At 67.3% G+C, this 19,645-nt stretch carries 21 protein-coding genes; 14 read left to right on the top strand and 7 right to left on the bottom strand.

The features are described 5' to 3' along the window. The first annotated feature begins 19 nt into the window (after nt 1-19). The 3 genes from H3005_RS04770 to H3005_RS04760 all read left to right on the top strand — a co-directional run bounded on the left by H3005_RS04770 (nt 20) and on the right by H3005_RS04760 (nt 3,880). Nucleotides 20-796: a DeoR family transcriptional regulator gene (locus H3005_RS04770; RefSeq protein WP_099819958.1), complete on the top strand. Its 777-nt coding sequence runs from the start codon at nt 20-22 to the stop codon at nt 794-796. Beyond that, nucleotides 793-1,908 carry an amidohydrolase family protein gene (locus H3005_RS04765; RefSeq protein ID WP_191077659.1) on the top strand — a complete coding sequence of 372 codons (1,116 nt, stop codon included), beginning with the start codon at nt 793-795 and terminating at the stop codon, nt 1,906-1,908. Before H3005_RS04770 ends, H3005_RS04765 begins: the two co-directional genes overlap by 4 nt. Before the next feature lie 169 nt (nt 1,909-2,077). Further along, nucleotides 2,078-3,880: an MFS transporter gene (locus tag H3005_RS04760; protein WP_191077658.1), complete on the top strand. Its 1,803-nt coding sequence runs from the start codon at nt 2,078-2,080 to the stop codon at nt 3,878-3,880. Between the two features lie 111 nt (nt 3,881-3,991). Here H3005_RS04760 and H3005_RS04755 read toward each other — a convergent pair whose 3' ends face one another. Next, nucleotides 3,992-4,543, bottom strand: coding sequence for an HdeD family acid-resistance protein (locus tag H3005_RS04755; RefSeq protein WP_191077657.1), 552 nt, complete (start codon nt 4,541-4,543; stop codon nt 3,992-3,994). Nucleotides 4,544-4,601: 58 nt separating this feature from the next. Next, a complete protein-coding gene (locus H3005_RS04750; protein WP_191077656.1) occupies nt 4,602-5,297 on the bottom strand; it encodes a ComF family protein in 696 nt (231 codons plus the stop codon). A gap of 325 nt (nt 5,298-5,622) precedes the next feature. Here H3005_RS04750 and H3005_RS04745 point away from each other — a divergent pair, with 325 nt between their 5' ends. Beyond that, nucleotides 5,623-6,117, top strand: a complete 495-nt coding sequence (locus H3005_RS04745; RefSeq protein ID WP_191077655.1) for a GNAT family N-acetyltransferase — start codon at nt 5,623-5,625, stop codon at nt 6,115-6,117. A gap of 121 nt (nt 6,118-6,238) precedes the next feature. Here H3005_RS04745 and H3005_RS04740 read toward each other — a convergent pair whose 3' ends face one another. Next, nucleotides 6,239-6,529, bottom strand: a complete 291-nt coding sequence (locus tag H3005_RS04740; protein WP_191077654.1) for a hypothetical protein — start codon at nt 6,527-6,529, stop codon at nt 6,239-6,241. 114 nt (nt 6,530-6,643) lie between these two features. On the opposite strand from H3005_RS04740, the gene H3005_RS04735 reads away from it, so the two are divergent. Next, the gene (locus H3005_RS04735; RefSeq protein WP_223880052.1) at nt 6,644-7,111 is read left to right on the top strand and encodes an H-NS histone family protein; all 468 of its coding nucleotides are present in this window, start codon (nt 6,644-6,646) and stop codon (nt 7,109-7,111) included. Nucleotides 7,112-7,286: 175 nt separating this feature from the next. Then, a complete protein-coding gene (locus H3005_RS04730; RefSeq protein ID WP_089237606.1) occupies nt 7,287-7,850 on the top strand; it encodes a fasciclin domain-containing protein in 564 nt (187 codons plus the stop codon). Nucleotides 7,851-7,965: 115 nt separating this feature from the next. Here the strand turns inward: H3005_RS04730 and H3005_RS04725 are convergent, their stop codons facing one another. Together H3005_RS04725 and H3005_RS04720 are read right to left on the bottom strand one after the other, a co-directional pair. After that, on the bottom strand, nt 7,966-8,361 hold the full coding sequence (locus H3005_RS04725; RefSeq protein WP_223880051.1) for a hypothetical protein: 396 nt from the start codon (nt 8,359-8,361) through the stop codon (nt 7,966-7,968). A gap of 239 nt (nt 8,362-8,600) precedes the next feature. Then, nucleotides 8,601-9,029 carry a hypothetical protein gene (locus H3005_RS04720; protein WP_191077653.1) on the bottom strand — a complete coding sequence of 143 codons (429 nt, stop codon included), beginning with the start codon at nt 9,027-9,029 and terminating at the stop codon, nt 8,601-8,603. A gap of 131 nt (nt 9,030-9,160) precedes the next feature. On the opposite strand from H3005_RS04720, the gene bioB reads away from it, so the two are divergent. The 5 genes from bioB to bioC all read left to right on the top strand — a co-directional run bounded on the left by bioB (nt 9,161) and on the right by bioC (nt 13,999). Further along, nucleotides 9,161-10,204, top strand: a complete 1,044-nt coding sequence (bioB, locus tag H3005_RS04715; protein ID WP_191077652.1) for a biotin synthase BioB — start codon at nt 9,161-9,163, stop codon at nt 10,202-10,204. A 67-nt stretch (nt 10,205-10,271) separates the two neighbouring features. Continuing rightward, complete coding sequence (gene bioF / locus H3005_RS04710) at nt 10,272-11,495, top strand: 8-amino-7-oxononanoate synthase (RefSeq protein ID WP_100553932.1); 1,224 nt, start codon at nt 10,272-10,274, stop codon at nt 11,493-11,495. 18 nt (nt 11,496-11,513) lie between these two features. Further along, nucleotides 11,514-12,293, top strand: coding sequence for a pimeloyl-ACP methyl ester esterase BioH (bioH, locus tag H3005_RS04705; protein WP_191077651.1), 780 nt, complete (start codon nt 11,514-11,516; stop codon nt 12,291-12,293). A gap of 29 nt (nt 12,294-12,322) precedes the next feature. Further along, nucleotides 12,323-13,102, top strand: coding sequence for an SDR family oxidoreductase (locus H3005_RS04700; protein ID WP_191077650.1), 780 nt, complete (start codon nt 12,323-12,325; stop codon nt 13,100-13,102). A gap of 12 nt (nt 13,103-13,114) precedes the next feature. Then, nucleotides 13,115-13,999, top strand: coding sequence for a malonyl-ACP O-methyltransferase BioC (gene bioC / locus H3005_RS04695; protein ID WP_191077649.1), 885 nt, complete (start codon nt 13,115-13,117; stop codon nt 13,997-13,999). Nucleotides 14,000-14,089: 90 nt separating this feature from the next. On the opposite strand, the gene H3005_RS04690 is transcribed toward bioC, so the two are convergent. Continuing rightward, nucleotides 14,090-14,722: a YdcF family protein gene (locus H3005_RS04690; protein WP_191077648.1), complete on the bottom strand. Its 633-nt coding sequence runs from the start codon at nt 14,720-14,722 to the stop codon at nt 14,090-14,092. Then, entirely contained in the window at nt 14,719-15,681 is a 963-nt protein-coding gene (locus H3005_RS04685; protein ID WP_191077647.1) for a pyridoxal-phosphate dependent enzyme, read from the bottom strand. The genes H3005_RS04690 and H3005_RS04685 overlap by 4 nt, the downstream gene beginning before the upstream one ends. Before the next feature lie 159 nt (nt 15,682-15,840). Between H3005_RS04685 and H3005_RS04680 the strand changes: the two genes are divergently transcribed. From H3005_RS04680 to H3005_RS04670, 3 genes are all read left to right on the top strand, one after another. Continuing rightward, nucleotides 15,841-16,323 (top strand): hypothetical protein, encoded by a 483-nt coding sequence (locus H3005_RS04680; RefSeq protein WP_191077646.1) that lies wholly within the window; start codon nt 15,841-15,843, stop codon nt 16,321-16,323. A gap of 637 nt (nt 16,324-16,960) precedes the next feature. Then, the gene (gene mnmG / locus H3005_RS04675; protein WP_191077645.1) at nt 16,961-18,850 is read left to right on the top strand and encodes a tRNA uridine-5-carboxymethylaminomethyl(34) synthesis enzyme MnmG; all 1,890 of its coding nucleotides are present in this window, start codon (nt 16,961-16,963) and stop codon (nt 18,848-18,850) included. A 180-nt stretch (nt 18,851-19,030) separates the two neighbouring features. Beyond that, the gene (locus H3005_RS04670) at nt 19,031-19,561 is read left to right on the top strand and encodes a gamma carbonic anhydrase family protein (RefSeq protein ID WP_099819819.1); all 531 of its coding nucleotides are present in this window, start codon (nt 19,031-19,033) and stop codon (nt 19,559-19,561) included. Nucleotides 19,562-19,645 lie beyond the last annotated feature (84 nt).

Below are 19,645 nucleotides of genomic sequence, written 5' to 3'. Positions count from 1 at the left end.
TGCGAAACCGAGAATGGCCATGCGCAACACCCGCTCCCGCCGGCAACAGATCCTGCAGCTGCTGATCGAGCACGGCTCGGTGCAGGTAGCCGATCTGGTCGAGCGCTTCGGCGTGTCGGCGGTGACCATCCGTGCCGATCTGACCCACTTCGAAGCGCAGGGGCTGGCCACGCGTACCCACGGTGGTGCCACCCTGGTGCGAACGCCGCCGCAGGAACAGGACATCCATGAAAAGGATGCGCTGAACCTGCCTCTGAAGGATTCCATCGGCACGGCGGCCGCGCGCCTGGTGCAGGCCGGTGACAACATCATCATCGACTCCGGCTCCACCACGATGACGTTGGCCCGCCACCTGCGCGAACATCGCGATGTGACGGTGATGACCAATGGCCTGAACATCGCCTGGGAACTGGCCAACGCCGCCGGCATCACCGTGCTGCTGACCGGTGGCCTGCTGCGCCAGCAATCGCTGTCGCTGCAGGGCAGCCAGGCCGAAGCCAGCCTCAACTCCTACAGTTTCGACACGCTGTTCCTGGGCGTGGATGGCCTGGACCTGCAGTTCGGCCTGACCACGCACGACGAAGCCGAAGCCCGCCTCAACCACCGCATGGTCGAACGCGCGCGGCGCATCGTGGTGCTCACCGACGCCTCCAAGTTCGGCCGCGTCAGCCTGCACCGCATCGCCCGCCTCGATCAGATCCACGCCATCATCACCGACGCCGGCATCGACGAGGCAACCCGCGAGGGGCTGCAGCGGCTGGGCATCGAAGTGATCATCGCCGAGCCCCCCGCATGACCGACACCCGCTCCCTGCACGGCCGCATCCTTACCCCACTGGGCTGGCGTCGCGGCCAGGTCCAGTTCGATTCGCACGTGCGCCAACTGCAGGTGGACGACCACAGCGGCGGCGATGACCCGCAGCTGCCGGTGATCCTGCCCGGTTTCATCGACCTGCACGTGCATGGCGCGGCCGGCGTGGACCTGATGCAGGGCGGCGACGTGGCCCGCACCATCGCCCGCACCCATGCGCGCTTCGGCACCACCACCCTGCTGGCGACCACCATGACCGCCGGCCTGGATGAGATCGAGTACGCGCTGCAGGGTGTTGCTGCAACAATGGCCGCGCCCGATGCCGATGCCGCGTGCATCGCCGGCGTGCACCTGGAAGGCCCCTTCATCAGCCCGCAGCGGCTGGGTGCACAACCCAACCGCACGATCGAGGCGACCGTGGCGCTGGTGCAGCAGCTGCACGCGCTGGCGCCGATCCGGGTGATGACGCTGGCGCCTGAGATCGGCGAGCACACCGCACTGATTCCCGCGCTGTCCGCACTCGGCATGCGCGTGCAGCTCGGCCATAGCGCCGGCACCTACGAGGAAGGCGTGGCCGCTTTGCAGGCCGGTGCTTCCGGCTTCACCCATCTGTTCAACGGCATGACCGGCGTCGACCACTACCGGCCTGGCATCGCCGCGGCTGCCCTGGCGCACGCGCAGTACGCCGAGATCATTCCCGACCTGCAGCACATCCACCCCGCCGTGATCCGTCTGGCCGCACGCGCGATTCCACGCCTGTACGCGGTGACCGACGCGACCGCCGCCACTGGCATGCCCGATGGCGAGTACGCGCTGGGCGAGCAGCGCGTGCACAAGTGCGGCGGCTGCGTGCGCCTGGCCACCGGCTCGCTGGCCGGCAGTGCGCTGACCATGGACCAGGCGCTGCGCAATCTGGTGCAGGTGGGATTGGATCTGGCTGACGCGTCGCAGCGCGTGTCCACCTTCCCCGCCGATTACCTGGGCTTGAGCGATCGCGGCCGCATTGCGCCCGACGCCCGCGCCGACCTGGTGGTACTGGATGCGGAACTGCGTCTGCAGCAGGTGGTGGTCGGTGGCCGCGTGATCGACCTGCACTAAGCGACGCACGTCTGTAGAGCCGAGCCATGCTCGGCTGCTTTTCGCACCGACATCGACGACGTCCGCGCCGCGCTTCGCGCGGCCAGCCGAGCATCGCTCGGCTCTACATGAAGCGCGCAAGCGCATTGCATCAGCCACGCACCATCCCCGTTATTCCAGGAATACGCCGATGACCGCAGCCACTGCACCTGCCGTACCCGCTTCCACCGCCCCGCGCTGGCCCGTACGCTATCTGCTCTTCATCGGCGGCCTCGGTGGCCTGCTGTACGGCATCGACATCGGCATCATCGCCGGCGCCCTGCCCTATCTTGAAGCCACCGCCAGCCACGCCTGGCAGCTCAGCAGCCAGCAGCTGGGTTTCGTCGTCGCTGCGGTGCTGCTGGGCAGCGTACTGTCCTCGTTGTTCGCCGGCATGATCGCCGACCTCATCGGCCGTCGCGGTGCGATGCTGCTGGCCGGCATCCTGTTCACCGCCAGCATTCCGATCATGGCGCTGGCGTCGGGCTACACCCCGCTGCTGCTGGGACGCCTGCTGCAGGGTGTCAGCGGTGGCCTGATCGGCGTGGTCATTCCCCTGTACCTGGCTGAAGTGCTCAGTCCCGAGCGGCGCGGTCGCGGCGCGGCGATGTTCCAGCTGCTGCTGACCGTCGGCCTGGTGCTGGCCGCGTTGATCGGGCTGTACCACGCGCATGCCGTGGACGCCGCCGCGGAAGCGGTGCGCTCGCTGCCGGTCGCACAGCAGGCGCAGGAACTGTTCACGGTGAAGGACCACGCCTGGCGCACCATCTTCTGGACCTGCCTGGCACCAGGCCTGCTGTTCTGCGCCGGCATCTTCTGGCTGTCCGAATCGCCGCGCTGGCTGGTGCGCCGTGGCCGTATCGATGATGCCCGCCGCAGCCTGCAACGCGTGCTGCCCGCTGCCGATGTCGAGCCCACGCTGGCGCAGATCCAGGCGCCGGAGTCGAGCAGCAGCAGCGGCAAGCGCGACCCGCTGCTCAGCCGTCGCTACGTGGTGCCGTTCGTGTTGGCCTGCGTGGTGCTGGCCTGCACCCAGGCCACCGGCATCAACTCGGTGCTGGCCTATGCGGTGAACATCCTCAACCAGGCAGGCCTGTCCGGCTCGGTCGCCAACGGCGCCGACGTGGCGATCAAGCTGCTCAACGCGGTGATGACCGTGGTCGCGCTGCTGCTGGTCGACCGCAAGGGCCGCAAGTTCCTGCTGATGCTGGGCAGCGGTGGCATCTGCGTTGCCTTGCTGGCCGCAGCAACGCTGTTCTTCCAGGCCGAACGAGGCCGCGCCGACGTACAGCCGCAGCTGCAGGCCGCGGTAAGTGGCGACGGCCTGCAACTGGTACTCGACGACGCGCAGTGGCAGCGTCTTGCCGGTAGCGTCGACCGCGAGGGCCGGCCGCTGCAGCTGACCGTGTCCTACGCCTACGGCGACTTCACCAACGTGCGCGCGCTGCGCAGCGACAACCTGACCGACCGCGAGCTGCGCATCGAGCGCGCCGGCACCGTGCAGCCGGACAGCGTCATCGGCGCGTTCTTCCGCACGGTGCACCTGAATCCGTTCGCCGACCCGGCCAGTGCCGCGCAGGCGCCGCTGCGCATCGAGCAGGCGCGCATCGGCCCGATCCCGCCGCCCGCGCATGGCTGGGCCGTCGCCACCTGCATCCTGGTGTTCGTGGCGTTCTTCGCCGTCGGCCCCGGCGTGTGCGTATGGCTGGCGCTGTCCGAGCTGATGCCCAACCGCATCCGCTCCAACGGCATGAGCATCGCGCTGCTGATCAACCAGTTCGTGTCCACCACCATCGCCGCGATCTTCCTGCCCACGGTGGGGCACTACGGCTACGCCAGCATGTTCCTGTTCTGGGCGGGCTGCACGTTCGTGTTCTTCCTGGTGGCCGCGTTGTGGCTGCCGGAAACCAAGGGCCGCTCGCTGGAAGAGATCGAAGCCGGGTTTTCCCGGTAGCGGTCGACCTTGGTCGACCTCCGCGCGCAGCGCGGAGGTCACATGGCTGGATCAAAGCGCAGTCGACTTTCAGCCGACGCTACCCATCGCGCTGCCGCAGCGAAGTAGACCTCAGCGGAGCTTGCGCAGCTTGAACGCCACCAGCACCTGCAGCACGCCGTACAGCAGGCTGCCGATGCCGATCCACAACGTGGTTACCGCCACGCCGGCATACGGGTTGGCTGCGAACAGCAGGCCCAGCACGATGGCCAGCACACCGCTGAGGATCAGCAGCCACTCACCCTGGATCTGCCTGCGTACGCGAATGGCGAAGACGATGCGGTAGATACCCGCCACCAGCAGCCATGCCGCCAGGAACAGCACCAGCACGCTGGCGGTGGCCAGCGGATTGATCACGGCCAGGATGCCGAAGCCCAGCGAGGCGACGACGTAGAGCAGCAGCCAGCCGCGCGAGGCGCCGCTGCTACCGGTGACCAGCGCCAGCAGACTGATGACACCCTCGACGATGGCCATCACGCCCAGCGTCCACGCCAGCGCGATGGCGGCCGACATCGGCCAGCCGATCGCGATGATGCCGAAGCCCAGCGCGACCAGACCGTACAGCAGCAGGATCCACCAGCTGCGTCCAACGGCCGACAACAGAGGAGACAAGGGGGAATTCATGACCACTCCTTCGATCCGGGTTCATGGCCATCCTAGCCCTTGCGGATGAAAGGGGCGATCACGGAACGCGAGCGCAGACCCATGCACGCACCTCTCCTGCGCCCACCAGCCGCAACGTCTCTGCAATCTCCAGCACGGTACTGCCGGTGGTCATCACGTCGTCCACGATGGTCAGCCGCGCTGGGACGGCGCCGCGCACATCGAAGGCGTCGAACAGGTTGTCGCGGCGCTGCTCGGCGCTGCGTTCGGACTGCGGGGCGGTGTGGCGACGACGATACAGCCCACGCCACGTCGGCAACTGCAGCAGGCGGCACAGTTCGGCGGCCTGGTCGTAACCACGTTGACGCAGGCGTTTCCGGTGCAACGGCACGGGTACCAGCGGCGCGCACGACCATGGCGGCGGGTTGCGCAGCATCAACTGCGCAAGCAGGCGTCCGGCAGCCAGATCCTGATGGAACTTGTAGCGGACCAGCAGTTGATCGACCGGCGGCAGGTACAACAGACTGGCATGGGTCGCGGTCTGCGCTGGCGGCTCATCGCGGCAGGTTCCGCAGATGGGCAGGGCTTCATCCGGTAGCGGCAGCGCGCAGCGACGGCAGGCGCGACCCGCCCACGGCAGCTCGGCGAGGCAGGCGGGGCAAAGATCGAGTCTGTCGTGGCCGGGCTCGCTGCAGACCAGGCAGCGCAAGGGCAGCAGCAGGCGAAAGGCAGCCTGTAGTGGTTCACCGAGGACAGAAGGCAGTGGGAAGCGCATGCCGCAGCATCGCCCTGCAAGCGCAGGCAGCCCATCGGTGAAGGGACTGCATGCATGTCAGTACAGGGAGCGTTGCCCTTGGGGGTCCGCGTCTTGCGCGGCCGTAAGCCTGCGTCGCACCTGCTACCGCGCGCTTTCCCTCCACCACGCGGATACCCAGACCGTGCTTGGCCGAGATATGGGTCACATGGTAGCGGGCGCGATCGAAGGGATCGCGGGTGATCATCACGCCCGAGCTGTCCGAGGGCGCGGCAAACCATCCCTGCGGATCCGCCGCCAGCTATCATCACCATGGGCACGGTTGCCCTGGACGGATCTCTGCTGCATGGACGGACTGACGCTTGTCAAAGCAACCGCGCAGGATGCGGATGTGGTCTTCAGACTGATGCAGCTGTACTACTTCGAAGCCTCTGCCTGGAGCGGTGAGGAGATCCGTGCCGATGGTCTTTACGACTGCGCACTTGCCGATGTCCGGGCTCGCCTGCAGGAAGAACCCCAGTGGACCCGTCTGCTCTGGCTCGATGGCCTGCTGTGTGGATTCGTCCAGGTGGATGACGTCGAGTTCCAGGGGCGGCGCGTGCCAGAGTTGGCGGATCTGTTCATCCTTCCAAAACATCGCGGTAAAGGCATCGCTTCAGCAGTGGTTGCAGACCTCGTGCGGCCAACAACGGGGGAATGGTTGCTGGCCACATTCCGCAAGGACCATGCAGCGCACGCATTCTGGGAGCGCAATCTTGCAAAGATGGGAATGGCCTGCAGCGTCCCAGCCGGGTCAGAAGGAACAGACTTCCGCTTGTTCCTGATCAGGGCAATATCCTGATGTTGATGCACCTGTCCAATGCATGGCGGTGCAGATTATTCATCAAAACCGCTTGTTTTTCCCTCTTCGGGACCGTGCACTGTCGACCAGCGCCGTGCACGAAACTCCGAACGGATCGACGTCAGGCGCGCGTAAGCGCGATCCATCGGTAGCCGAAATAGACGGCGCCTGCGGCGACGGGCGCCAGACTTATCCAGAGCGGCAGCCCGAGCACGAAGAACATCAGTGTGGCGGCAGCAAGCGCGAGGATCGACAGCCCGATCACCCGGATATCGAACAGCGCGATATCCGCTGCGTCTTCTTTCCAGGTGTTTTGCGCCCGGCCCCTGCTGGCGCGCTGCCGACGCAGCAGCCATACATCGGAGACGAAGCTGGCTACCCCTTCCAACAGTTCACCGATGAAGCCAGACATGGACGATTCCTGACGGCCGGATTGAAGGGGTAGATCTTCATGGCGCGCGCGTTGGCGCGTCAAGCGATCGTTCCCGGGGCCCGGGGGAGCCGATCCAGCGTGATGGATCGTGGCATGCGCTGCTTGACAGGCAACCGGGATGTCCTGACTCTCCGCAGCATGACTATCGACGTTGAACACCTGAGCCTGCGCGAACTGAACGCCCTTGTGACTGCTGCCGAGCAGCGGAGGGCGCTGGTCGCCAGCCGCCGCCCGGTGGCCGTCGTCCGCCGCAAGCTGATCGCCTTCGCTGCGCAATGCGGTTACACGATCGAGGAACTGATCGGCACCGCGCCCGCCGAGGCCACGGCGCCGGCGAGAAAACCTGCCGCACGGCGCAGGCCCGGCAAGGTAGCCGCCAAGTACCGCGATCCGGACAACAAGCGCAACACGTGGTCGGGCCGCGGCCGGATGCCGCGCTGGCTTGCCGAGAAGACCAAGCATGGTCGCAGCCCCGCTGATTTCCTGATTCCCGGGCTGGGTCGGTCCGCCGCTCGCAAGACCAGCACGATCGGCCAGCGAACGGTCTTCAAACAAGGCTGACTGCAGACGCTGGGCGCCCGGAGCGGACGCTGGCCGGCCACTCACGACGGCGTCTCATCGCTGAACCGTGCAGCCAACGCGCGCGTTTCCAGGTACGGCGGTGCATCCGCTGGTCTGCCTGCTGCGTACCTTCCATGCCCCCATGCCGGGGGCGGAAGTACCCAGGAGACGCACCATGCACGCTCTTCTTCAACGTATCGCCCTCACCGCCAGCCTTGCTGTGCTCTGCGGCACCGCCTCGGTCAGCTTCGCCGCCGACACGGTGATGGTCGGTGGCGCTGCGATGTACCCCAACAAGACCATCGTCGAGAACGCCCTCAACTCCAGGGACCACACCACGCTGGTGGCCGCCGTGAAGGCCGCCGGGCTGGTGGATACGCTCAATGGCAAAGGCCCGTTCACGGTCTTTGCGCCCACCAACGAGGCATTCGCCAAGCTGCCCGCAGGCACGGTCGACACTCTGGTCAAGCCGGAGCACAAGGCAGACCTGACCAAGATCCTGACCTACCACGTGGTCGCCGGCACCCATACTTCGCAGCAGTTGATGGCCGACGCCAGGAAGCACGGCGGCACAGTGTCGCTGAAAACCGTGGAAGGCGAGCCGCTGACCGTGAAGCTGCACGACGGCGCGCTTTGGGTGGTTGATGCCAAGGGCGGCAAGGCCGCCATCAGCATTGCCGATGTCAGGCAGTCCAATGGCGTGATCCATGTCGTGGACACGGTACTGATGCCGAAGTGATCTGATGCGCCGGGCGGGCATTCAACGCAATGCCCCGCTCGGTGCATGGCTCGTGCACGCTGGCCGCTCTACTGCATCGTAGCGACGGCAGTTACCTGCAACGCCATCCAGCCGCTCACTCCTCGCCCAGTGCCACCGGCAACGGCACCTTGCGGATCAACTTGAGCGCGCGTCCTTCCAGCACGTAGAAGAACGCGAAGTTGCCGGTCCTTGCGTAGTTGTCGTCGAACTCCCCGCCCTCGGCCACTACCAGCGCGCTGTGCGGATCGACCTTGACCACCATCGGGCCGAGCTCTCCACCCAGCGATGGCGTAGCCAGCTTGCCGCTGCGCTTGCTGACGAAGGTCATCGAAACACAGCTGGTTCCGCAACCCCAGCCCACCAGCGTGTACTCGCCGGCAAAGCCGACCTCTCCGTCCTTCAGGGCTGCAGACAGGCGCGTCCTGAACATGCGGGCGCGTGGATCGCTGAGATCCAGCGATGCGGTTGGCCCGCTGTAGATCTTTGTCACGGGGTAGTCGGCGAACCTGGGATTGCCGCCTTCATCATTGAAGATCGCCTCGCGGATTCGCACGTTCTCCGCGACTTGTGCCGCAGTCGGGCCAATGGAACTTGTGGCATCCGTGGGATACGGGGTGCTTGCCTGCATGGCCTGCGCCTGCCTCGCCGAACAAAGGATCAGTCCTGCGCCGGCCATGGCCAGTAGGACGGTCGTGCAACTTCTGAACATGCTCATCTCCTCGAGATGCCTTATCGCTCTGCACATGCTTCGGCGGCAAGCGAGCAGATCTGCACGACAGCTGCGACCTGCGGTCCCTTTCCCACATGCCTGCAATCCTGCAACCAGATCAATGCGTGCTGCCCCACCTTGAGGTCGGTCTCCTCGATACCGCCGCCATAGACCGTCCACAGACCAGTGCCCTCGTTGACGATAGTGCGGTGAACCAAGCCTGCTTTGGTCTGGACCGTCAGCCGGTGATCGTGGATCTTCACGATCTTCCCCGTCACCGAGGGCGGCGAGGGAGGAATGTCATCGCCATCGGCAGCCGGGAGCACGCACTGCGTCGTCGCCAGGGCGATGCCGGGAATGGGGGTCAGCATCAAGGCAGTGGCAATGGCCGTCGCCTGCAGCGCGTTCGCCGCCACGGCCTTCAGTACGGCGATCAATGGGTTGTTCATGGCAATCCTTTGCGTGAGCGCCCAGTCTAAACTTCGGACGCAATGTAAACTTATCAATATTCGCAACAGTTGACAGCTCGCCACGAGCCACCCAGACTGCGCCCTCGCTCCAGCCCTTCCAAGGTCCCGCCATGGCAACCGCCATCCGCCACGACTGGCACCACGACGAACTGCAGGCGCTGTTCGACCTGCCCTTTCCGGAACTGCTGTTCCGCGCCGCCGCCGTCCACCGCGAGCACTTCGACCCGGCCCAGGTACAGGTCTCCACGCTGCTGTCGGTGAAGACCGGTGGCTGCCCGGAAGACTGCGCGTACTGCCCACAGGCGCAGCGCTACAGCACCGGGGTCAACGCACAGAAGCTGATGGACACCGACGCGGTGCTGGCCAAGGCACTCCAGGCGAAGGCGGCCGGTGCTTCGCGTTTCTGCATGGGTGCGGCCTGGCGTTCGCCGAAGGACCGTGACATTCCGAAGGTGGCTGCGATGATCGCCGGAGTGAAGGCGCTGGGCCTGGAAACCTGCGCCACGCTGGGCATGCTCAGTGGCGAGCAGGCGCGCGCGTTGAAGGACGCCGGCCTGGACTACTACAACCACAACCTCGATACCGCGCCGGACTACTACGACTCGATCATCCATACCCGGCAGTACCAGGATCGCCTGGATACGCTGGGCCATGTGCGCGATGCGGGGCTCAAGACCTGCTGCGGCGGCATCGTCGGCATGGGCGAAACGCGCGCGCAGCGCGTCGGCCTGCTGCTGGCGCTGGCCACGTTGCCGGCACATCCCGATTCGGTGCCGATCAACAAGCTGGTGCAGGTCGCCGGCACGCCGCTGCATGGCAGTGCCGAGCTGGACCCGTTCGAGTTCGTGCGCATGATCGCCGTGGCGCGCATCGCCATGCAGCGTTCGATGGTCCGGCTGTCGGCCGGCCGCGAAGCGATGAGTGACGAACTGCAGGCGCTGTGCTTCCTGGCCGGCGCCAACTCCATCTTCTATGGCGACAAGCTGCTGACCACCGGCAACCCGGAAAGTGAGCGCGACATGGCCCTGTTCGCACGGTTGGGCCTGCAGCCGATGGCGGTGCAGGTGGACGCCGGCGGTCACGACCATGGCGGCACCGTGCACGCCGATATCAGCGCCGATGCTCCCGGCTGCGGCTGCGCCCACGCGGCCTGAGCCGGCGGCCAAGCAGGCGTCGCGGCAACGCGCTACCCTAGCCGCCCCGTCGCCGCATCCAGCCGCCATGGCACGCCCCGACCTGACCGCCCGCCTCCAAGCCCAGCGCGCGTTGCGCGATGCACAAGGCCGTCGCCGCCCGCGGCGCACGGTCACCCGTCGCGATGGTGTGCGCCTGGAAGTCGATGGGCGCTGGCTGACCGGCTTCTGCAGCAACGATTACCTGGGCCTGGCCCAGCAGTTCAGCGTGGTCAACGCACTGCAGGACGCCGCCGCGCGCGAAGGTGCTGGCGCAGGTGCTTCGCACCTGGTCTGCGGCCACCACGCGCTGCATGACGCATTGGAACGCGAAGTGGCCGAGTGGCTCGGTTACCCGCGTGCGCTGCTGTTCGGCAGTGGCTTCGCCGCCAACCTGGCCGTGCAGCAGGCGTTGCTGAGCGAAGAGAACGATGTCTGCGTGCAGGACAAGCTCAACCACGCCAGTCTGCTCGATGCCACGCGGCTGGCCGGCGCGCGCCTGCGCCGCTACCCGCACCTGGATGCGGAAGGTGCGATGCGCCAGCTCAAGCATGCGCCCGATGGCGCGGCGATGCTGGCCACCGATGGTGTCTTCAGCATGGATGGCGATATCGCGCCGCTGCGTGCGCTGTCGCTGGTCGCGCGCCTGCAGCAGGCGTTGTTCTACGTGGACGATGCGCATGGCGTGGGCGTGCTTGGCGATGGCCGTGGCGCGGTCGCCACCGCCGGCCTGGGCGTGGACGATGTGCCGCTGCAGCTGGTCACCCTGGGCAAGGCGCTCGGTGGTTCCGGCGCGCTGGTGCTCGGCCGCGAAGACCTGATCGAGCATCTGGCCGAAACCGCACGCCCCTACATCTACACCACCGCCATGGCGCCGGCATTGGCGGCATCCGCGCTGGAAGCGGTGCGGCTGGCCCGACGCGATCATTGGCGGCGCGCGAAGCTGGCCGATCTGATTGCACTGTTCCGCGGCGAAGCGCGCCGTCACGGGCTGGATCTGATGGCATCGGAAACGCCGATCCAGCCGTTGCTCTGTGGCGACGACCACACCGCCGTGGCGATGTCGCAGGCGCTGGAACAGGCCGGCTGGCTGGTCGGCGCGATCCGCCCACCGACCGTGCCGGAGGGCAAGGCGCGCCTGCGCGTCACCTTGTCCGCGCTGCACACCACCGAACAGGTGCGCGGCCTGGTCGAAGCCATCGCCGTTGCACGCGACCGCGTGGCCTTTGCCGCGCGCGAAGTGCTGCCGCCGTCGTTGCCGGCGCTGGCCTGAGTGATCGTGTAGTTCCCCATGCATATCGAAGTGACCGGCCATGGGCCGGACCTGGTACTGATTCACGGCTGGGCCCTGCAGGGCGGCGTATTTGCGCCGCTGGTGCAGCGTCTGGCCGATCGGTTCACGCTGCATCTGGTCGACCTGCCCGGCCACGGCCACAGCCGAGACGACAGCACGCCGCTGCGTCTGCCGTTCGTGGTCAACGCCATTGCCGCGGTCACACCGCCGGCGGTGTGGTGCGGCTGGTCACTGGGCGGCCTGTTCGCACTGCACGCGGCGGCCACGCTGCCGAAGGTGCGTGGTCTGGCGATGATCGCCGCCACGCCGCGCTTCGTGCGCGCTGATGACTGGCCACACGCTGTGGAGCCATCGGTGTTCGAGCAGTTCGGTCGTGACCTGGCGCAGGACTTCAGTGGCACCCTGGAACGTTTCCTGGCACTGGACGTGATGGGTTCGGCGCATGCCCGCGAGGAACTGCGCACCCTGCGCCAGCGTCTGGTCGAACGCGGTGCGCCTACCGAACGCGCATTGCGCGAGGGCCTGCAGCTGCTGGAGAACACCGACCTGCGCGGCGCCCTGCCCGCACTGGGCAAGCCCAGCCTGTGGATTGCCGGCCAGCGTGACCGCCTGGTCTCTCCCGCTGCCATGCAGGCCGCTGCCGCGCTGGCACCGGGCGGGCAGTCGCTGACCGTCGCCCATGGCGGCCACGCCCCCTTCCTCGGCCATGCCGATGAAGTGGCAGCCGCTCTGCAACACTTCGTTGCCGGCCTGTCACCGGCCGATGGCGGACAATGAGCCTCCCAACGCTTCTGCAGGACTGACGCATGGATCTGGGCATTTCCGGCCGCTGGGCACTGGTCTGCGGCGCCAGCAAGGGGCTTGGCCTGGGCTGCGCACGGGCGCTGGTGCGCGAAGGCGCGAACGTGGTCATCGTCGCCCGCGGTGACGCTGCGCTGCAGGCCGCGGCTGCGGAACTGCGCGCGCTGCCCGGTGCCGCTGAAGTGCGCGCCATCGCCGCCGACGTCACCACCGAGGCGGGCCGCGCCCACGCGCTGGCCGCCTGCCCGCAGGTCGACATCCTGGTGACCAACGCCGGCGGCCCGCCGCCGGGCGACTTCCGCACGTTCGAGCGCGACGACTGGATCGCCGCGCTGGACGCCAACATGCTGGCGCCGATCGCGCTGATCCGCGCCACCGTGGACGCGATGATCGAACGCGGCTTCGGCCGCATCATCAACATCACCTCGTCATCGGTGAAGGCACCCATCGATACGCTGGCCCTGTCCAACGGCGCGCGCAGCGGCCTGACCGGTTTCGTCGCCGGGCTGGCGCGGCGCACCGTCGCCCACAACGTCACGATCAACAATATGCTGCCCGGCCAGTTCGATACCGACCGCCTGCGCGCCAACTTCGCCCACGCCGCGGGGCAGGAGGGTGATGCGCAGGCTGTGGCCGAACGCCGCCGCCAGCAGATCCCCGCCGGCCGCTTCGGTACGCCGGACGAATTCGGCGCCGCCTGCGCCTTCCTGTGCAGTGCACAGTCGGGTTACCTCACCGGGCAGAACCTGCTGATCGACGGCGGCGCCTACCCCGGTACGTTCTAAGAGACTTTCGCAATGCCGTCCCACTTCGATGCCCGCCATGTCCGCCGCGCCTTTGCACGCGCCGCTACCAGCTACGACGCTGCCGCCGCCCTGCAGCGCGAGGTGCAGTCGCGGCTGCTGGAATCGCTGGATTACCTGGAGGCGCGCAAGCCGGACGTGGTGCTGGATATCGGCGCCGGCACCGGTCATGCCAGCGCGCTGATGAAGAAACGCTGGCCGAAGGCGCAGGTGATCGCGCTGGATGTGGCACTGCCGATGCTGGACCAGGCCAAGCGCCAGGCCGGCTGGTGGAAGCCGTTCCAACGCCTGGCCGCCGATGCCACGGCGCTGCCGTTGGCAGACAACAGTGTGGATGTGATCTTCAGCAACCTGTGCCTGCAGTGGGTGGATGACCTGCCGGCGGTGTTCGCCGGTTTCCGCCGCGTGCTCAAGCCCGGTGGGCTGCTGCTGTGTTCAACCTTCGGGCCGGACACGCTGGTCGAGCTCAATGAAGCTTTCGCCGCCGCCGATGACCGCCCGCACGTGAGCCGCTTCGCGCAGATCGCCCAGTTCGGCGATGCGCTGATGATGGCCGGCTTCCGCGACCCGGTACTCGACCGCGACCTGTTCACCCTCACCTACGACGATCTGCCTTCGTTGATGCGCGAGCTGCGCGCGATGGGCGCGACCAACGCACGCGTCGATCGCCGCCATACGTTGACCGGTCGCGGGCGGTTTGCGGCGGCCGCGGCGGCGTACGAACCGATGCGCCGTGACGATGGCAAGCTGCCCAGCAGCTGGGAAGTGATCTACGCCCATGCCTGGGCACCCGACCCGGGCGCACCGATCCGCGAAGGCGGGCATGACATTGCTTCCGTGCCGGTGTCAGCGATTCCTATCCGGCGCAAGCAGACCTGATTCGAAGGCGCCGCCGGGCATGGCCCGGCGCTACCGGGCGCGCGTCATGGGTAGCGCCGGGCCATGCCCGGCGAGCGCAGCGGCAGCCGCTCAGGTATTGGCCGGTGAACTCAGCGGCGGCCGCACAAGATCACGGTGGAAGAAGTAGATCTCCTGCACCAGGAAGCGCCAGCTGGTATGGAAGCTGCGGAAGCGCGTGCTCGGCGTGGAAGACGCCAACGCCTGGATACCCAGCGCCTTGCTCAGGCGCAGCGCGCGCGCCATGTGCAGCGGGTCGCTGACGATGATCACCGAATGCAGCTTGCGCTGGTCCATCAGCCGCTTGGCCTCGACCAGGTTCTGCACGGTATTGCGCGAGGCGGTCTCGATGAGGATCGCGTCATCGGGAATGCCGTGCTTGAGCGCATAGCGCCGGGCCACCTGCGATTCCGAGAAGCGCGCGCCGCTGCCGCCATAGCCACCGGTGAAGATCAGCAGTGGCGCGTAGCCGGCGTCGTACAGATCCAGGCCATGGCGGATGCGTTCTTCAAACACCGGCGAGGGCTTTGAATCATAGGCGGCCGCGCCGAGAACGATGATCGCGTCCGCCTTGGCCGCCTGGTCGCGTTCACCGACCCAGACGATCCAGGCGGTCACGCCCAGCAGCCAGATCACCAGCAACACGAACAACCGCCACAACCAACCGAGCAGGCCGGTACGTTCGCGATGGCGGCCGCGGCTCACGGCGCTCCCCAACGCAGGGCAGGCAGATCGACATTGCCACCGGACAGCACCAGCCCCACGCGCAGGCCGGCGAAGCGCGCAGGCTGCGCAAGCACCGCCGCCAGCACGATCGCCGAGGACGGTTCGACCACCTGCTTGAGCACGTCCCACAGCAGGCGCATCGCCGCCACGGTGGCGGCATCGTCAACCACGATGACCTCGGCACCTGCGGCCTGCAGCAACGCGAAGTTGGGTGCACCGATCAGCGTGCGCAGTCCATCGCAGATCGTGTCCGGGGCAAATGCCTCCTGCCGCTTGCCGGTTGCCAGCGAACGGGCGGTGTCGTCGGCACCAGCCGGCTCGGCCAGCACCAGCCGGGTGCCCGGGCTTGCGTGCTGCAGGGCCAACGCGGTCCCACTGGCCAGGCCACCGCCGCCCACCGGCACCACCAGCACGTCGAACGGACCCTCACTGTGCAGCAGCTCCAGCGCGGCCGTGCCCTGCCCGGCCATCACTGCGGGGTTGGTGTACGGGTGGACCAGAGTGGCGCCGGTATCGGCCTGCACCTTGGCGCAGGTGGCCTCGCGGTCGGCGATGGTGGCCGGGCAGCGCCAGAGGGTGGCACCATGCCGGGCGATGTTGGCCAGCTTGGCGGCCACCGCCCCTTCGGGCACCACCACGTGGCAGGGGATGCCCCGCGTGCGGGCAGCCAGCGCCAAGGCGGCGCCGTGATTGCCCGAGGAATGGGTCACCACACCGGCACTGGCGTGATCGGCATCCAGCGACCACACCGCATTGCAGGCACCACGGAACTTGAACGCGCCACCCCGCTGCAGGTGCTCGGCCTTGAACGCCAGTCGCGCACCAGCCAATGCGTCCAGCGTGCGCGAGCGCAGCACCGGGGTCACGCTGGCATGGGGCGCTATCCGCGCAGCGGCGGCAAGGACGTCATCAGCGCGGGGCAACAGTGAATCGCTCATGACGCAAGATTAACTTATGCCTCCGCGCTGGCGAGGGCGCCATCGGTCATGCCAGCATGCTGGCGTACACCGCCATTCATCCTGGGCGGTGGAGTTAAGGGCTGATTCAACGCTGGCGGCTGAAGCTGCCTGCATACCCGTCCTCTGGGGGGACCCATCATGAAAACGCGCCTGATGCTTGCCGGTGGCCTGTTGCTGGCCCTGACCGGTTGCACCACTTACGACTATGTCGGTGGCCGCGGCGGTGGTTACTACCACGGTGCGCCGTCGGTGGAGTACCGCTACCCCAATGGTTACCCCTATGACGCCGGCTACCCGTATTACGGTGGCTATGGCGGCTACGGCGGTGGCTATTACGGCTACGGCGGCCCGTACTACCAGCGGCCGATCTACCGCCCGCCGCACAACAACCACCGCCCGCCACCGCGTCCGGGCAATGGCGGCGAGAACCGCCCGCCGCCGCCGCCGCGCCAGAACAATGGCGGCTCGCCCTGGCGCAACATGGATTCAATGCGTCGTCCGCCGCAGCCCGCGCAGCGGGTCGAGCGCCCGTCGCCGCCGCCGCAGGCACGACCGGCTCCGGCTCCGCGTGCGCCGAGGATGAACAGTTCCCCCTGGCGTGCGATGGATCAAGAGAGATAGCGCACAGTTGCGGCTGTTCCGTCTTGCATTTCACACGGTCCAAGCCTCAATCTACGCAGGTGGTGACGGCCCGCGTCACAAAGTGACAAAAACGTTAAGGGCACGTCCCAAACAGCTCTGCGTCGATATCCGACAGGAACATCTGGATCCCCCCTGTTCCGGCCCTGTCGGATGTCGGCACCTTTGAAGACAAACGGCCCCGCACTGCGGGGCCGTTTGTTGTTCGGGACGCCGCAACGGCATCCACGCATGGCGTGGATCTACCTGGACACTGCGCGCGGGGGCCGTTTTCACGCCATGTCTGGTCGCAGCCCGGGCACCAGGACAGTAGATCCACGCCATGCTTGGATGACGCTTTCCCGGAAGCCAAAAAAAACAGGGCCGGACAGTCCCCCGACTGCCGGCCCCTCTGCTTCCCCACCGTGCGCCTGTACCGGCCCCTGTTCCAATTCCGGTCACCAGCGCCTGCGGCGCCAGCCACGGTGGGTGCTATTGGGTTATCTGCAAATATCCTGCCAACTTTAGGTTTGATTTCGACGCCAGCCGACCGGCGCCGGCGTCCCTGCCCCGATTGGCGCTAAAATCGCCACCCCGGCACGGCCCCCCGGCCGCGCCTGCCCCTTGCTGAACAGCCTCCATGATCGATTCCTTCCATCGCTACGACGTCATCGTCATCGGCGGCGGCCACGCCGGCACCGAGGCCGCGCTGGCTGCGGCCCGTACCGGCGTGCGCACCCTGTTGCTGACCCACAACATCGAAACGGTGGGGGCGATGAGCTGCAACCCGGCCATCGGCGGCATCGGCAAGGGCCATCTGGTCAAGGAAATCGACGCCCTCGGCGGTGCGATGGCGCATGCCGCCGACCGCGCCGGCATCCAGTGGCGCACGCTCAATGCCTCCAAGGGCCCGGCCGTGCGCGCCACCCGCTGCCAGGCCGACCGCAACCTGTACCGCATGGCGATCCGCGCCATCGTCGAAGGCCAGGCCAACCTGACCGTGTTCCAGGCGGCGGTGGATGACCTGGTCATCGAGGGCGACCACGTGCGCGGGGTCATCACCCAGACTGGCCTGCGTTTCGACGCCGAGGCCGTGGTGCTGACCGCCGGCACCTTCCTGGCCGGCAAGATCCATGTCGGCCCGACCCAGTACGCTGCCGGCCGCATGGGCGATCCGCCAGCCACCACGCTGGCCGCGCGCCTGCGCGAGCGGCCGTTCCAGGTGGACCGCCTGAAGACCGGCACGCCGCCGCGCATCGACGGCCGTTCGCTGGACTACAGCGTGATGGACGAGCAGCCCGGCGACACGCCGCGCCCGGTGATGTCCTTCCTCGGTTCGGTGGATGGGCATCCGCAGCAGGTCAGCTGCTGGATCACCCACACCAGCGAGCAGACCCACCAGATCATCCGCGACGCGCTGCACCGCTCGCCGCTGTACAGCGGCCAGATCGAAGGCATCGGCCCGCGCTACTGCCCGTCCATCGAAGACAAGGTGGTGCGCTTCGCCGAGAAGGCCAGCCACCAGATCTTCGTCGAGCCGGAAGGCCTGGGCATCGTCGAGATCTATCCCAACGGTATTTCCACTTCGCTGCCGTTCGACGTGCAGCTGGAGATGGTGCGCAGCATCCGCGGTTTCGCCAACGCGCACATCACCCGCCCTGGTTACGCCATCGAATACGACTTCTTCGATCCGCGCGGGCTGAAGGCCTCGCTGGAAACCAAGCTGGTCAACGGCCTGTTCTTCGCCGGCCAGATCAACGGCACCACCGGTTACGAAGAAGCGGCCGCGCAGGGCTTGCTGGCCGGCCTCAATGCCGCTCGCCAGGTGCGTGGCCTGGATGGCTGGTGCCCGCGTCGCGACGAAGCCTACCTCGGCGTGCTGGTGGACGACCTGATCACCCACGGCACCAACGAGCCGTACCGCATGTTCACCAGCCGCGCCGAATACCGCCTGCAGCTGCGCGAAGACAATGCCGACCAGCGCCTGACCCCGACCGGCCGCGACATGGGCCTGGTCGATGACCATCGCTGGAGTGCCTTCGAAACCAAGCAGGCCGCCGTAACCGCAGAACGCACCCGCCTGGGCGCGCTGTGGGCGACCCCGGCCAATGCGCTGGGCCGCGAAGTACAGGAAACGCTCGGCGTGGCAGTCAGCCGCGAAACCAACGTGCTGGACCTGATCAAGCGCCCGGAACTGGATTACGCGCAGCTGATGCAGGTGCCCTCGCTCGGCCCCGCCGTGGCCGATGGCAAGGTGGCCGAACAGGTAGAGATCGGGGTGAAGTACGCCGGTTACCTGGATCGCCAGCGCGAGGAGATCGAGCGCCAGCAGCGGCATGAAGCAACCCCGATTGCCGGCGATTTCGACTACGCCATCGTGCGCGGGTTGTCAGCCGAAGCGCTGCAGAAGCTGGAGCGCGTTCGTCCGCAGACCATCGGCCAGGCACAGCGCATTCCGGGCATGACCCCGGCGGCGATCTCGCTGCTGCTGGTGCACCTGGAGCGCGCGCGGCGCGGACGCGTGGCGTAACGCGGGATCGGCAAATGCCATCCACGCATGGCGTGGATCTACTCGCGGTCCGCTCTGGTAGGTGTCGACCTTGGTCGACACGGATGCATGAAGCATCCCGGTCGCGGCAGGCGCCCGCGGGGTCGGCATCGGCGGAGCGCGTATCATCATCGCGATTGCCCTGATCTGCTGGAGACACCGATGACCCCGCTGCGCCCTTTCCGCGACAAGATGCCGGTGCTCGGCCAGCGCGTGTATGTCGATCCGGCCTGCACCATCATCGGTGATGTCGAACTGGCCGACGACGTGTCGGTCTGGCCGGGCACGGTCATCCGCGGCGACGTCAATTTCGTCCGCATCGGTGCACGCACCAACGTGCAGGACGGCACCATCATCCACGTCAGCCACCACAGCCCGTACAACAAGGCCGGCTACCCGACCCTGATCGGCGAAGGCGTGACTGTCGGCCATGGCTGCATCATCCACGCCTGCAGCATCGGCGATTACAGCCTGATCGGCATGGGCGCGTGCATCCTCGACGGTGCCCGGGTCGAGCGCCATGGCTTCGTCGGTGCCGGTGCAGTGGTCGGCCCGGGCAAGGTGGTGGGCGAAGGCGAACTGTGGGTGGGCAACCCCGCCCGTCCGGCGCGCACGCTCAGCGACAAGGAGATCGAGTCGCTGCACTATTCGGCCGACCACTACGTGCGGCTGAAGGACGAGTACCTGGGCTGAGGCCGCATCGCCGGTGGCCGGGCTCTGCTAAAGTCTGGGCCCGACCAGGAACCGTCGAGACCCCCATGCCCGTGGCTGCACGCC

This window comes from Stenotrophomonas sp. Br8 (assembly GCF_014763005.1).
Lineage (GTDB): Bacteria > Pseudomonadota > Gammaproteobacteria > Xanthomonadales > Xanthomonadaceae > Stenotrophomonas > Stenotrophomonas lactitubi.
The sequence above is the reverse complement of the archived record's forward strand: the minus strand, read 5'-3'. Positions and strand labels throughout refer to the sequence as shown.

Bases quoted from the DNA above. Each gene is read 5' to 3' on its own strand.
- H3005_RS04720 (WP_191077653.1), bottom strand. From the start codon at position 9,029: ATGAACAACCCATTGATCGCCGTACTGAAGGCCGTGGCGGCGAACGCG.
- H3005_RS04735 (WP_223880052.1), top strand. From the start codon at position 6,644: ATGCGCTGCTTGACAGGCAACCGGGATGTCCTGACTCTCCGCAGCATG.
- H3005_RS04745 (WP_191077655.1), top strand. From the start codon at position 5,623: ATGGACGGACTGACGCTTGTCAAAGCAACCGCGCAGGATGCGGATGTG.
- H3005_RS04730 (WP_089237606.1), top strand. From the start codon at position 7,287: ATGCACGCTCTTCTTCAACGTATCGCCCTCACCGCCAGCCTTGCTGTG.
- bioF (WP_100553932.1), top strand. From the start codon at position 10,272: ATGGCACGCCCCGACCTGACCGCCCGCCTCCAAGCCCAGCGCGCGTTG.
- mnmG (WP_191077645.1), top strand. From the start codon at position 16,961: ATGATCGATTCCTTCCATCGCTACGACGTCATCGTCATCGGCGGCGGC.
- H3005_RS04765 (WP_191077659.1), top strand. From the start codon at position 793: ATGACCGACACCCGCTCCCTGCACGGCCGCATCCTTACCCCACTGGGC.
- H3005_RS04685 (WP_191077647.1), bottom strand. From the start codon at position 15,681: ATGAGCGATTCACTGTTGCCCCGCGCTGATGACGTCCTTGCCGCCGCT.
- bioC (WP_191077649.1), top strand. From the start codon at position 13,115: ATGCCGTCCCACTTCGATGCCCGCCATGTCCGCCGCGCCTTTGCACGC.
- H3005_RS04700 (WP_191077650.1), top strand. From the start codon at position 12,323: ATGGATCTGGGCATTTCCGGCCGCTGGGCACTGGTCTGCGGCGCCAGC.
- H3005_RS04760 (WP_191077658.1), top strand. From the start codon at position 2,078: ATGACCGCAGCCACTGCACCTGCCGTACCCGCTTCCACCGCCCCGCGC.
- H3005_RS04670 (WP_099819819.1), top strand. From the start codon at position 19,031: ATGACCCCGCTGCGCCCTTTCCGCGACAAGATGCCGGTGCTCGGCCAG.
- bioB (WP_191077652.1), top strand. From the start codon at position 9,161: ATGGCAACCGCCATCCGCCACGACTGGCACCACGACGAACTGCAGGCG.
- H3005_RS04740 (WP_191077654.1), bottom strand. From the start codon at position 6,529: ATGTCTGGCTTCATCGGTGAACTGTTGGAAGGGGTAGCCAGCTTCGTC.
- H3005_RS04680 (WP_191077646.1), top strand. From the start codon at position 15,841: ATGAAAACGCGCCTGATGCTTGCCGGTGGCCTGTTGCTGGCCCTGACC.
- bioH (WP_191077651.1), top strand. From the start codon at position 11,514: ATGCATATCGAAGTGACCGGCCATGGGCCGGACCTGGTACTGATTCAC.
- H3005_RS04750 (WP_191077656.1), bottom strand. From the start codon at position 5,297: ATGCGCTTCCCACTGCCTTCTGTCCTCGGTGAACCACTACAGGCTGCC.
- H3005_RS04770 (WP_099819958.1), top strand. From the start codon at position 20: ATGCGCAACACCCGCTCCCGCCGGCAACAGATCCTGCAGCTGCTGATC.
- H3005_RS04755 (WP_191077657.1), bottom strand. From the start codon at position 4,543: ATGAATTCCCCCTTGTCTCCTCTGTTGTCGGCCGTTGGACGCAGCTGG.